Raw genomic sequence first — 11,888 nt, 5'->3', positions numbered from 1 at the left:
AACGTAGAGCGACACTGTACAAGTTATAATCGAATGCCCTATAAACATAAGGCCGAACGGAGTTCCGTTCGGCCTTATGTTTATAGGGCTAGTAGCTGCAAGCTAGGCTTGATCTTCTTGCCAAGTGTTTGATGTGCCACTGCCATACCGAGGATCATCGGCAGCATAGGCGGCGCGGCGCGTGCTTTCGTCGCTGTCTTGAGCCGCCGCTACGGCTTCGGGATTTTGATTTTGCTCAACGTGGCCGCGCTGTTCCGCCGGATCAGCTTGCTGGCTAACTTGGCCGTAATCTTCGGTGAGGTTCGAACGCTTCTTCCGAAACTCGCTGAATTCGTCGGGGTTGTCATTTGAGCCGTCGTTCGACTCGTGAGTTGACCTAGGTTGAGCAGCGGAATCGGCATTACCAAATTCGCCATACTGCGGCGTATCAGCTGATTGATTGTTTTGGTCAGGGGAGGATTGGGGCGTGTTTTCCATGGTAAACAGAAGTAAGGAGAGAATAGAATAACTGTTCAGTTATACGTAGTCTACACCGTTTAGTCTGCCGACCACGCTTCGCAGTGTCAGGCTAGCTATTATAAAGCGCTGAATGAGGGGATAAAAAGTTGTGAATAGAGCTCACGCTATGTTTCGCCCGAAGCTGCAACCGCTACGAATGGCTGTGTTGACGAGCATGGCGCAAAAACCGTTCAGCCACCTTCGAAAGAGGAGCACCTTGCACCCACACGGCCTCGAACTGGCGCGACAAAGTCAGTTCTGGCACTGGCACAACGGCAAGCAGTCCCGCTGCTACTTCCTTCTCCACCGCTAGCCGCGAAATAAACCTTAGAGCGGTTGGAGCCGCCTCCAAGTAGGTTTTTATTGCCTATGTACTTTCCAGCTGGAATAGTACATTCAACTCGGCCAATTTTACCTGCCGAATGCGCAACGCGTGTTCTATTACCTTCAGCGTACCGGAGCCCCGTTCGCGTAGCACGAGCGGAAGCTGCACCAGTTCAGCCAACGTCAGGGAAGGAGCATCTGGGCCTGGTTGGGCGCGGCGCACAACTACCAATTCGTCTTCCAGGAAAGGCTCATAGTGTAAGTCGCGACTTTTGCTGCGTCCTTCCACAAAACCTAGGTCAATCTGCCCACGCAGTAGCGCCTCCGCAATCTACTCAGAGTTGTCGTTGAGCAGCATGAGCATGCTTTCCGGATAACGCGTCTAGAAGCCCGGCAGCAAGCGTGGAATTACATACTGCGCTAGGGTAGTGCTGGCACCAAGGCGCAGCCGGCCGCCTTCACCGCCACGCAGGCTCTGCAAGGTTTCGGTTAGCTCTTGGTCGAGTTGCTCTACGGCGTCGGCGTGCGTACGTAGCACCTGCCCAGCCTCGGCTAGAGAAATGCGGTTACTGCGCCGCTCAAACAGGCGTTGCTTGTAGCTAAGCTCTAACTCGTGAATGTGCTTGGTGATGGCGGGCTGCGTAATAAATAGCTCCTGCGCAGCCTTGGTAAAGCTTAAATGGCGCGCTACCGTTTGGAAGACGCGAAGACGGAAATCAGGCATGGCATAAAATACGCAGCTGTTACCAAGAAGAGCTTCACGCAGCTCCAGCTTTTCTGAGCGTTAGAGGCTGCCAGGGTCTGACAAACGAGTAGCTAGCTTCTACCTTAGTCATATTAAAGCGTTGCTACGCGTTCCTGCTTGGTCTCGCGAGGCTTTTGCACCAGGTAATAGTAAGCCAGAATAAGCAGGCCAATCAGAAAAGGAATAATAGCTAGGTGTTTGCCTTCGATTGTGTGCCCAATCAGCAGCGTATCGAAGCCCAGAAACTCGCTGATCATCCAATACGAGTTGGCTGTAATCCAAAACACAATAGCTAGGTTGTGGGCCAACTCGGAAGTCATATTACGCGTGCGCCAACAAATAACAATGGAAATGCCCAGCGTAGGCAGAATCATCAGCAAGCCGAGCGGTTTCCAGACCATGCACCAGCTGTATCTTTCACCAGCCAAAACAAGATGTGCATGTTTTCCATCTTCCGGTACTCGACCGGGATACTATATACTTCTTCGGGTTCGGAGGTTGGGTTCATACGAGGGACGTAAAAGCCAAATCTACTCAGCGAAACGGGTAGTAAAAAGAAGCCCGGCTACCTCCGTGTGCGAAACGGAAGAAGCCGGGAGAACCGGTTGAGTTAAAAACAAAGCAGCAGTTAGTTCAGCCACACCTCAGCCACCGGCTCAAAGCGGTGGCGGGCGAAAGCACCATAAGGACGCTCAGCATAGAAACCTAGCACGTGAATCTGAGGCTCACCGGTGCGAGCGTTGGTCAACACGCGCACAGGATACACCTTGCCAGCTACTGGCCAGTCACCGATATAGTCGGCGGGCTGGCTGCTGTCATTCACGCAGCGGGCATATTGCTGCACAGGAAGCGGAGTAGGAAGCTTTACTTTCGACATATCCAAAGATACGAATATCCGTCGAAAACTAAAAATGTTAGCTATTTATATTTTATCCAATAACGTCTATTCCGCTTTAAAGCAGGCTTTTTTCTTTAATTCGGTTTTAACTAACGTGCAAGTTTCTAAAGCTATATAGTGCAAATTTATTATGCATGCCTACTTTAATAAGTTCCTGCAATAGGGTGTTTAACTAAAACAATTGGCAAAATGCATGTGAATAGTACTTAACTAATTAGCTATCAGTATAGTGTGATAAGTTGCCCGTATTCGCTGGTAGCAGTCGAAGCCCGCTTTTCGGCCAACGACCGGCACTTGCCCGAAAGCAAACAAGTACCTAGCTAAAACAGCTAGCCCCCAGGGCCCAGCCTAACCTAGCTGGGCCCTGGGGGCTAGTGCAAACCAACTACTGGTTTAGGGTTGTACCAGCACGCGGCGGGAGAGAGTAGTCGTTGAGCCTTGCACCTGCAGCACGTACATACCAGCGGCGCAACCACTCAGATCGAGCTCGGTGCTGGTACTGCGTAGAGGCTGCTGCCGGATGCATTGGCCCAGCGCGTTGAGAATACGCAGCTGCTGGCCTACGAAGGCTTGCGGCACCTCTACGCGTGTCTTGCCCGCCGTTGGGTTCGGATATACCTGCCACTGGGCTGCCGTTGCTGCTTCTCGGGTTGGCAACACCTTGCCGTTGTACGTAAGCTGAGCGTTGGTAGCAGAGGTCTGTAGCTCGGCAAGCGAGGAGGCACCTAGTACGGCGAAAGCTACCGTCACGGAGTCGCCAGGAGCTAGCTTGCTAATAGCCGCGCCAACCACCTGCGATACATCAGAGCCATTGGGTAGACCGGCGGTAGGGTTGCTGGTGCCACTGCTCAGAGCCGTAAACTTTTCGGTGCGGTTGAAGCCATCACGCAAATACACCGGCGAAGTTGCCGTCGCGTTGTTGTCGATAGAATACACCGTGGGGGTACCGCCCGTTAGGACCTTGACACCTGTGTAGATGCTAGTGGCAACTGGCGAATACACATAACCTAGCGAGCGGCTAGCATCCCAGGCAGCCGCGTTGCGCGTCACCGTGAGCGGTAAGTCCCAGTCCATGTACAAGCCTGCGTACAGAGGGCGCAGCGTATCGGGCGTAACGTTGGTGAGGCGGTACTCTACTATCACGTAGTTGCGCTGCCCAGCGCCTGACCACGCGTAAGCGTGCTGTTTGATGCGCAACCCAACGCTGTTCTTGCGCACCGCACCGGGCAGCGAGTCGCGGAAGGTACCTATGGCTTCTTGGGTCGCACGCAGGGGAGCTTCGCTCATCGCAAGTTGGCTGACCGAATAAAAGTCAGTGCGGCTGTTATAGGGCGACTCGCGGATTCGGTCAGAAGTGCGCGTAGGGCTGGTAGCCACCATCAGGCCGCCTTCCGAAAGCAGCAGGCCACTGTTCTTGTACGTGATGCTTTCGCCTAGGTACGAGCCCAGGCCATCGTAGCCGATGTTGCCCCGAGTGGTGAGCGTCATGTGCAAGTCATTTGCGTCGAGCAGCACGTAGCCTGGGTTGAGTAGCACCGTCAGGAATTGGTCGCTTTCGTAGCCATCAGCCGTCGTAAAATGGTACTTAAGAATGGCCTTGGTGTTGGCAGGCACGCCTGATTGAACCGAAACTAGGAAAGGCACAGCGTCGTTGGTTTGATGCTCTAGCGTGTTCAGCGCGCCCACCGAGAAAGTGTTGCGACGTATCGTGAGGTAAGGTGACAGCGAGGTAAGCGTTATTTTCAGGTTCTCGACGGGTAGTAACAGGTTCTGCACTTCCGTGATAAGGCTCATTGCATCGCCGGCCAGGAATACTTCGCGGGCGGGCGTGAAGGTGCTGTGCACAATGCGTACTTCGCGGCGGTCGTTGCACGTGACGGCACGCAACGCATTCACGCGGCCTGTACCTAGCTTGCCAGCATAAGCTGTATTGCCGGCAATGGTGTTGATGTTATCGGCGGTTTGCCGTAGCTGCGCAGCTATCTGGTCGGCGTTATAGTTAGGGAAGCGGGAGCGAACCAGCGCGGCAACGCCCGCTACGATGGGAGAGGCGAACGAAGAGCCATCGGCGTAGATGTAGTCATCAAGCTTATCACCACGCGTACTCCAGATGCCATAACCAGGCGCGGCCAACGAAACGCGGTAGCCATACGTGGTGTTGTTGCCTCTCACATCGTTGGCATTCACCGAGGCAACAGATATAACGTGCTCGTAGCTAGCTGGGTAGTAATCAGCTTCCGTGGTGCCATTGCCGGCAGCGGCTACAATCACTACGTCGCGGTTAACGGCTGCATAAGTAATTACATCCTGCTCAAATTGCGAGCGGCCACCTTCGTTGCCCCACGAGAGGTTAATGACCTGGCAGCCATGGTCGGCCGCGTACACCACGCCTTCGTAACCGGCGAAGTCACCGGCATACGTGCTCGGATAAACTTTGATAGGCAGGTACTTGCACCGAAAGCCGGTGCCCGCTACTCCTAGGCCGTTGTCGGTGCTGGCGGAGGCAGCGCCTGCTACCAGAATACCGTGAATTTTTTGGCTGATCAGCGGGTTGGAAGTTGGGTCATTATCCCGGTCGGCCATGTCCCAGCCATTGAAGTTGTCGACGTAGCCGTCATGGTCGTTGTCGATGCCGTCGATAGGGTCAGCGTAGTTGTATTTGATCTGCTTCTTGAGGTCTTCGTGCAGCAGGCGGGTGCCCGTGTCGATGATGCCAATGACGATGGATGTGTCACCTTTCGTGACATCCCAAGCCCGGTACGCTTTGATTTTCTTCAGGTGGTACTGCGGACCCGTTATCGAATCAGCCAGAGGGTCGCTGGGCTGAGAGAGGAGCCCACGGCGATAGAGCGGCTCGGCATATTCCAACACTCCCGTTTGCATCAGGGCGCGGCAGGCTTTTTCCAGCGGAAAGTCAGGGGCTAGGTCAATCTGATACACCATCTGTAAGTTGATCGAGCCGTGCTGGTCAGGGTCGGGAAACAGCGAGTGCGGAAACTTACGGTGCAGGTTTGAAGCACCGAGCTGCTCTAGCACATTGGCCAGTACAGGAATGTTCGGCTGATCAGAACCTGCTAAAGTTGTATAACTGGGCTTAAGCTTCAGCACGAGAGTGCCGGGTTTTTTCTCGAGTGCTGTTTGAGCAAACAGTGAGCTTGCCTTAATTAGTAGAAGGAATAGTACTAATGGAAGGGTACGTAGTAATCCTTTCATACGCGGATCGAAAAAGAATAGCAGTACAGTTTATGCTGCTACAAAAGACATTTTTCGTGCCGTGTGCTCTGTTTTATACAATTCTCATCCTTTCTTCCAAGTCTGCCTATGTTCCACCCAATTGTTAGGATTTATGGGTATAATTCAAAGTTGCAAGAGTATTATAAATATAAAATTATATATTTAACAATGGCGAAGGAGCTAGTGTACTAGCCAATTTTCTCAAAACGGTACAATTTCTTATTCTTGTAGAAAGAATCTGAGAATCTGGCTGCACCTAGAGTAAAGCTGTTTTACGAGGAGCTGAAAAGCTCGTCAAGATGAGCACACGTGCCTAAGCAGAGTTAAGCAGCTGTAGGAGTGCTGCTAAAAGCAAAACGCCCCGAAGCTAGGTTGCTCCGGGGCATTTAGAAAGGGAAGACTCAGCTGATAGACAAGCTGTCCGGGCTACGCAGGGGCGTTAGTTACCCGTTGGTCGCTCTTTGCCCGAGGCTTGTGGGGCGCACGTTTTGGCTTGTACTTTACCATCAGCTCCGAACTCGATACGAATCGGCGTGGTGTCGGTGGCGCTGCCAAACAAATACGACCAGGTGGTGCCATTGCCGCTTTTGTTGTCTTGACCCGTCGGTTCGCCCATCAGGTGGCGCACCTGTTCCTGCGTCATGCCAATCTGGACTTGCTCACAGGACTGGGCGTTCTTGTAGCTTTCCTGGGCTGTACAAGCGGCAAGCAAGCAGCTAGCTGCCAGCGAAATCGTGAGAATATATTTCCGCATGAAGTGGTGCTTAAAACAAGTTCTGCAGATCCTTGCGCAGGTTGTCAACGCCTTGGCGTATCTCATCCCACACGCTGGAATCATGCTGGGCAGAGTTGGCCTTGTTGTTCTTGGCCGACCCTAGCTGCTGCTCGAGTTGGGCGCGCTTCACTTCTAGCGCCGCAATATGCTCGTGGTAAGTGGCTTCGGAGTGGGCCGTGGTCGTGTGGGCGCGGTTTTGCAAAACCTTGATTTTAGCCGTTAGCTCATCGAGGGCTTGGTGCAACTCATGCTCGTTGAGCTGCGGAGCGCGCATGTGTTCGGGGTGCGGGGTATAAGTCATGGCAGGATAGTTTGTAGGCTGCTGGTGGTTGCAGCTGCGCAATTGGCAACGTATCCATGTACTGAATTTGCCGGATAAAGGATGCTAGTTAGGGCAATAACATGTGCTATAACCACAATCAGCAACAGAGAATACGTTAGGCATTCCACTGTTGCGGTACCCCTAGCTCGCGAGCCAGCGGTGCCGCCGCCGATTGCCACACGCGGGTCAGCAGTTCATTTATGGAGGGAGCTAGCTCCACATGGTAGTCGGGATGGAGTTTGTCGGCTTGCCGCAGTGCTTCGTGCGTGCGCCTGGCTAGGTGCTGGAGCAAAAGTTGGGTAGGGCCGTGAAGCCGTGCGACGGCGGCAGGTTGGTGCTCAAACACGCGGCCAAGCAGTCGTACGGTTAGCTCTACTTCCCCGAACGCATCGCCCGTTATCTTGGCGTGATATCCAATGCGTGCTTGCAGTTGCCGCACGATAACCAACAGGTCATTAGGAGTTTGGTGAAAGCCACGCACTGGGTCGTCGATCTGCGTGCGCAAAGCTTGCCGACGGTCTTCCAAGGCATTAGGACCTTCTAGCAAGCGGAAAGCCAGTTGTTCGGTCAGCACGACGTTCTGACTGACCAGGCGGGTGAGCAGCTGGTCTTTTTCTTTCTGAGGTAGGTTGAGTAGGGCTTTACGCAGGTCGGGGGAAAGGGTAGGCATAGAGTCTGGGGTAGGGAACCAGAGCAGTAAGGCAAGCGCCAGGGTGCGGGCCTTACTGGCAATGTGCGCAGGATAGTTAACGAGGAATGCACCGTGGCACGTTCCTACTCAAGCGCAAAAGCTAGGTTTATTTCTCCTGCGGAAACTGGTAATCCTGCAACACGGGTTTGGGAGCGGGCGTTTCGGGGAGTTGCTCAGCCGGAAGGGCTAGCCCTCGCAAGGCTTGCTGGTGCCGCACTTCGTCAAATTCGTTTTCGCTCTTGGCAATGACTAGCGTGGCCACACCGTTGCCGATGACGTTGGTAATGGCCCGCGCTTCGCTCATAAATCGGTCGACGCCCAGTAGCAGCGCTACGCCTTCTACCGGAATCACTTTGGTGGCGGCTAGGGTAGAAGCTAGCACAATAAAGCCCGAACCGGTGACGCCCGCCGCCCCTTTCGAGGTGAGCATCAGAATGCCAATCAGCGACAGTTCCTGGGTTAAAGAAAGCGGAATATCGAAGGCTTGGGCCAGGAAAATGACAGCAATGGATAAGTAGATCGAGGTGCCATCGAGGTTGAAAGAGTAGCCCGTCGGGATGACGAGTCCCGCGACGGAGCGCGAGCAGCCGAGTCGCTCGAGCTTATCAATCATGCGTGGCAGTGCCGACTCCGACGATGAGGTCCCGAGTACTAGCAATATTTCCTCTTTAATAAAACCTAGGTAGCGCCACAAGCTCAGGCCATAGAAGCGCATGATGAGGTTCAGGACCACAAAAATGAACAGGAACATGGTCACGTATACCACGCCCATGAGTTTTGCCAGCGGCAGCAGCGTGGCAATGCCGTACTTGCCGATAGTGAAAGCCATGCCGCCGAAGGCCCCCAGCGGCGCAAGCTTCATCACGATAGCCAACACCCCAAACATGGCGTGCGACAGCCGGTCGAAGGTTTTCATCAGCGGTTGACCGTAGCTGGTAGGCAAGCGGCTAACTGCCACGCCAAATAGCACCGCGAACAACAATACTTGCAATACCTCGCCCTCTGCGAAGGCGCCCACCACGTTGTGCGGCACAATATGCGTGACGAACTCCACCCAGTCCATGCCGCCAGAAGTGGCTTGGGTGGTGTATTTGGCGGCTTCGGCGGCTTGGGCGGTGCCTTGGTTCGCTACCGAAGCACGAGCGTCGATGCCGTGGCCGGGCTTGGCTAGGTTGGCGGCCGTAATGCCAATCACCAAAGCTAGGGTCGTCACGATTTCGAAGTACAGTAGTGCCTTGCCGCCCACGCGGCCCACCTTTTTCATATCGCCCATGCTGCCAATGCCGAGCACCACCGTCAGGAAGATGATGGGGGCAATGAGCATCTTGATCAGGTTGATGAACGTGTCGCCCACCGGTTTGAGCGCCGCCCCAAAGCTAGGGAACAGCGAACCGACCACGATGCCAAGGGCAATAGCCGTGAGGACCTGAAAGGTGAGGTTGGAAGCAAGTTTTTTCATGAAATGGATAGAAGCAGGCTGCCTCACCAAAGTACAACGCCACAAGCTAACGAAAAGGAAAGCCAGGGAGAAAGAACGGCAGGTCGACTGAGCCGCCGAAAAGTAGCACATACAGCGTGCTAGGCTAGGTTACCTAGCTTTTTTTGCGCCGGCCGTATACGCTACGCGGTAGATCACGCCGTTGTCGTCGTCCGACACGAGCAGGGCGCCGTCGGGGGCTTGCACAATGCTGCATGGGCGCCCAAACTCCGATTTGTCGTTTTCAACTAGGAAGCCGGTTAGGAAGTCTTCGAACTGTTGGGGCTCGCCCTGGGTGTTGAAGCGCACGCGCACAATCTTGTAGCCGGAAGGCTGCGCGCGGTTCCAGGAGCCGTGCATAGTCACGAAAGCGTCGTTTTTGTACTCGGCTGGAAACTGCGCACCGTTATAGAAGATCAAGCCGAGCGGGGCGGAGTGCGCCTTATAGAGGAGCAAAGGGCGCTGCGTTTTGGCGTCGAATTGCTCGTAAGTTTCCCCGCTCTTGGGTTTGTTGGCGGGGTAATGCTTGCCATCGGCAATGATGGACGGCCAGCCGTAGTGGGCCCCGTCCTTGATCTGGTTGAATTCCTCCTGCTGGTCTTCGTCGCCGAGCCAATCGATGCCGTGGTCCATGCCAAACAAGGCCTTGGTAGTGGGGTGCCAGTCGAAACCGATGGTGTTGCGTAAGCCGCGGGCCACCACGCGCCGCCCCGAGCCGTCAGTGTTGATTTGCAGCAGAGTCGCGTTTTCGGGGTTGTCCTCGTCGCAGGCGTTGCAAGTGCTGCCTACTGATAAGTACAGCTTGCCGTCGGGGCCAAAGTGCAGGGTCCGGTTGGCGTGCTGACCAGCGTCGGGCAGATCCTTATAGAGCGTTTTGAGCGCACCTAGGCTGCCGTCCTTCTGAATATCTGCCACGTACACCTCCCGGATGGCGGCTATGTAGAGCTTGTTGTCTTTGAGGGCTAGGCCGTGCAGGTGGGGGCGTTGGGCTACCTGTTTGGTGAGTTCCACTTTGCCGTCTTTGTTGGCGTCGCGAAGGAGTGTGATGGTGCCCTTCACCCGGTTCGAGACATACACGTCGCCGTTGGGCGCCACGGCCAGCATGCGCGGCATATCGAGCCCTTCGGTGTACTTGCTGACGGTGAAACCGGCCGGCACTTTCAAGCTCGCCACCCGCGCGTCGGTTACGGGCAGCTTAGAAGGCAAATAGATGTTGCCCGTCATTTTGAAGGGCGTTGCCTCGGGCGGCACGTTTTGGGCAATCGTGGTGGTAGCCGCGAGGCAAGTAAGAGCGAGGGTAAGCAGGCGCATTAGTTGAATAAGCTAGGTGTGCCTTGTTCAACTGTGGAGTTGCCGCTAGGGTTGCCGGTCTAGCTTAGTAGAAGCTAGGTCACATCATTTTCCAGATGGAGACTATGCTTAGCAGCAGGAGTAAGTAGAGGGAGTTGCGCCAAGCTGGATTGAATAATGATTGCTGGAGAGAGAGAATTTTAGGCGTATCTGGTGTAATGTGGAATGTATAACCGCACCTGAATGTACCCGAGAGTGCTAAGGGTACATCACAATCTCCTCTGCAAAAGCATAAATAGTGAGCATTTTACCTCTGTTATCAACGATATACCTATCCTTCTTCTGCTTTGTCAGCATATCGAGTACTTGGATTACATTACCGTAAAATGCATCCGAACCAAAGCAAAATCTGATGCCATCAACGGAGTTCGGAAACCTTTGAAGTTTATCGAGATGCTGCTGAGATGCTTGGATTATCCACCAGTTAGAAAAAGCGTTACTAGTAAAACTATAGTCACGCCATATTCTTAAGGCACCAAGTTCTTGTTGTGTATAGCACCAACGAGAAATAAGACCATTATCAAGAATTGAATAGTTTTTATCACAATTCAACATGGTGCTGAACTGCAAAACATACTGAGGTCGAAACCTCTGGTCTTTGGCTATCCGCATGCACCCGAGCAGCAACAAAACACTAAGAGCCAGCAGCCCCGGCGGAAACAACAGCTTGCGACGATAACGACGAGGGAAGTACATAGGGGTGAAGGCTATAAGGTTGAACCTGTATAGCTAGCTGATGCCAGGGCTCAACATTTTCCACACGACCATTACTCAAATAGCGCAATAAAACGTCTTCGCTACGGCGGATAAACCTAGCCTAGTTCCCGAGCAACGCTTGGTTCACATATACATACGTGTAGCGGTGCGTTACCTGCTCCGGCACGGCGGGCAGTTGTTGCTGGGTCCAGGTGTCGTCGTCGAAAATGCTTTGGAGTTGCGCTTCGATTTCATCCAAGGAGAGGTCCGTGAGCTTGTCATCAAGAGCGATGGCGCGCTGCTGTAATTCCTCAGATGTGGTAGCCAGAGTCGTAGGAGTGGGCGCATCAGAGGTGGGAAGCTGTTGGAGAGCAGCTAGCACCTGAGGGGTGAGGTACTGTTTCATAGGAACGAAAAGAAGAGAGGAGGTAGATGCTCTGAATAAAATAATAGGTAAACGGGTCTTTTGGCACTAGCGGATACATACAAATAGCCAACAAGGTACAGTAGGTCAACAGGCTAGGTAGAAAACAGCCTGTTAAGTAGAATAAGTGCAAGTCTATAGCAATTAATACATATGACGTAATTGTACTTTGTTTATATAATATTGTTGAAAGCTGTGTTAACGTTGTGTTAAAATATGATTATTTATTTTAGACAGATTATGTAGATTCTGAAAATGGGACTAGCGTTTATAAAAATAGCCAACATATAGAGTAATAAATTCAATGCAAAGGTTTGTTTACTGAAACGTTTGCATATAAAGTGCAAAGAAATTACATTTTTTCAAAATGAAAGTAATAGTATTAAAACAATAACTGAACTGTATAATTGCGGACCAATGTCGTTTAGCTCACCACCAAACCATTTAAAGCAAC

At 53.0% G+C, this 11,888-nt stretch carries 12 protein-coding genes and 1 pseudogene; all 13 read right to left on the bottom strand.

The features are described 5' to 3' along the window. Positions 1 to 102 precede the first annotated feature (102 nt). Positions 103 to 477, bottom strand: coding sequence for a hypothetical protein (locus tag SD425_RS18935; protein ID WP_324671566.1), 375 nt, complete (start codon positions 475 to 477; stop codon positions 103 to 105). A 172-nt stretch (positions 478 to 649) separates the two neighbouring features. After that, positions 650 to 1,138, bottom strand: a pseudogene (locus SD425_RS18930) (LysR substrate-binding domain-containing protein). 66 nt (positions 1,139 to 1,204) lie between these two features. Then, entirely contained in the window at positions 1,205 to 1,546 is a 342-nt protein-coding gene (locus tag SD425_RS18925) for a LysR family transcriptional regulator (RefSeq protein ID WP_324671565.1), read from the bottom strand. Positions 1,547 to 1,659: 113 nt separating this feature from the next. Beyond that, positions 1,660 to 1,968, bottom strand: coding sequence for a hypothetical protein (locus SD425_RS18920; RefSeq protein ID WP_324671564.1), 309 nt, complete (start codon positions 1,966 to 1,968; stop codon positions 1,660 to 1,662). A gap of 227 nt (positions 1,969 to 2,195) precedes the next feature. Further along, complete coding sequence (locus tag SD425_RS18915) at positions 2,196 to 2,444, bottom strand: hypothetical protein (protein WP_324671563.1); 249 nt, start codon at positions 2,442 to 2,444, stop codon at positions 2,196 to 2,198. A gap of 414 nt (positions 2,445 to 2,858) precedes the next feature. After that, on the bottom strand, positions 2,859 to 5,573 hold the full coding sequence (locus SD425_RS18910; RefSeq protein WP_324671562.1) for a S8 family peptidase: 2,715 nt from the start codon (positions 5,571 to 5,573) through the stop codon (positions 2,859 to 2,861). 565 nt (positions 5,574 to 6,138) lie between these two features. Then, positions 6,139 to 6,453, bottom strand: a complete 315-nt coding sequence (locus tag SD425_RS18905) for an outer membrane protein assembly factor BamE (protein WP_324671561.1) — start codon at positions 6,451 to 6,453, stop codon at positions 6,139 to 6,141. 10 nt (positions 6,454 to 6,463) lie between these two features. After that, on the bottom strand, positions 6,464 to 6,775 hold the full coding sequence (locus SD425_RS18900) for a hypothetical protein (protein WP_324671560.1): 312 nt from the start codon (positions 6,773 to 6,775) through the stop codon (positions 6,464 to 6,466). 136 nt (positions 6,776 to 6,911) lie between these two features. Beyond that, positions 6,912 to 7,466 carry a hypothetical protein gene (locus tag SD425_RS18895; RefSeq protein WP_324671559.1) on the bottom strand — a complete coding sequence of 185 codons (555 nt, stop codon included), beginning with the start codon at positions 7,464 to 7,466 and terminating at the stop codon, positions 6,912 to 6,914. 127 nt (positions 7,467 to 7,593) lie between these two features. Continuing rightward, complete coding sequence (locus tag SD425_RS18890; RefSeq protein ID WP_324671558.1) at positions 7,594 to 8,946, bottom strand: dicarboxylate/amino acid:cation symporter; 1,353 nt, start codon at positions 8,944 to 8,946, stop codon at positions 7,594 to 7,596. A 129-nt stretch (positions 8,947 to 9,075) separates the two neighbouring features. Then, positions 9,076 to 10,275, bottom strand: a complete 1,200-nt coding sequence (locus tag SD425_RS18885) for a PQQ-dependent sugar dehydrogenase (protein WP_324671557.1) — start codon at positions 10,273 to 10,275, stop codon at positions 9,076 to 9,078. A gap of 237 nt (positions 10,276 to 10,512) precedes the next feature. Then, complete coding sequence (locus SD425_RS18880; protein WP_324671556.1) at positions 10,513 to 11,010, bottom strand: hypothetical protein; 498 nt, start codon at positions 11,008 to 11,010, stop codon at positions 10,513 to 10,515. A gap of 121 nt (positions 11,011 to 11,131) precedes the next feature. After that, entirely contained in the window at positions 11,132 to 11,416 is a 285-nt protein-coding gene (locus SD425_RS18875; RefSeq protein ID WP_324671555.1) for a hypothetical protein, read from the bottom strand. Between the last annotated feature and the right edge of the window lie 472 nt (positions 11,417 to 11,888).

This window comes from Hymenobacter sp. GOD-10R, from assembly GCF_035609205.1.
GTDB lineage: Bacteria > Bacteroidota > Bacteroidia > Cytophagales > Hymenobacteraceae > Hymenobacter.
Note: the sequence above shows the minus strand (reverse complement) of the source record. Positions and strands in the feature narration are given on the sequence as shown.

Excerpts from the sequence above, each read along its gene's own strand:
- SD425_RS18935 (WP_324671566.1), bottom strand. The coding sequence starts at position 477 with ATGGAAAACACGCCCCAATCCTCCCCTGACCAAAACAATCAATCAGCT.
- SD425_RS18915 (WP_324671563.1), bottom strand. The coding sequence starts at position 2,444 with ATGTCGAAAGTAAAGCTTCCTACTCCGCTTCCTGTGCAGCAATATGCC.
- SD425_RS18920 (WP_324671564.1), bottom strand. The coding sequence starts at position 1,968 with ATGGTCTGGAAACCGCTCGGCTTGCTGATGATTCTGCCTACGCTGGGC.
- SD425_RS18875 (WP_324671555.1), bottom strand. The coding sequence starts at position 11,416 with ATGAAACAGTACCTCACCCCTCAGGTGCTAGCTGCTCTCCAACAGCTT.
- SD425_RS18925 (WP_324671565.1), bottom strand. The coding sequence starts at position 1,546 with ATGCCTGATTTCCGTCTTCGCGTCTTCCAAACGGTAGCGCGCCATTTA.
- SD425_RS18885 (WP_324671557.1), bottom strand. The coding sequence starts at position 10,275 with ATGCGCCTGCTTACCCTCGCTCTTACTTGCCTCGCGGCTACCACCACG.
- SD425_RS18900 (WP_324671560.1), bottom strand. The coding sequence starts at position 6,775 with ATGACTTATACCCCGCACCCCGAACACATGCGCGCTCCGCAGCTCAAC.
- SD425_RS18895 (WP_324671559.1), bottom strand. The coding sequence starts at position 7,466 with ATGCCTACCCTTTCCCCCGACCTGCGTAAAGCCCTACTCAACCTACCT.
- SD425_RS18890 (WP_324671558.1), bottom strand. The coding sequence starts at position 8,946 with ATGAAAAAACTTGCTTCCAACCTCACCTTTCAGGTCCTCACGGCTATT.
- SD425_RS18905 (WP_324671561.1), bottom strand. The coding sequence starts at position 6,453 with ATGCGGAAATATATTCTCACGATTTCGCTGGCAGCTAGCTGCTTGCTT.
- SD425_RS18880 (WP_324671556.1), bottom strand. The coding sequence starts at position 11,010 with ATGTACTTCCCTCGTCGTTATCGTCGCAAGCTGTTGTTTCCGCCGGGG.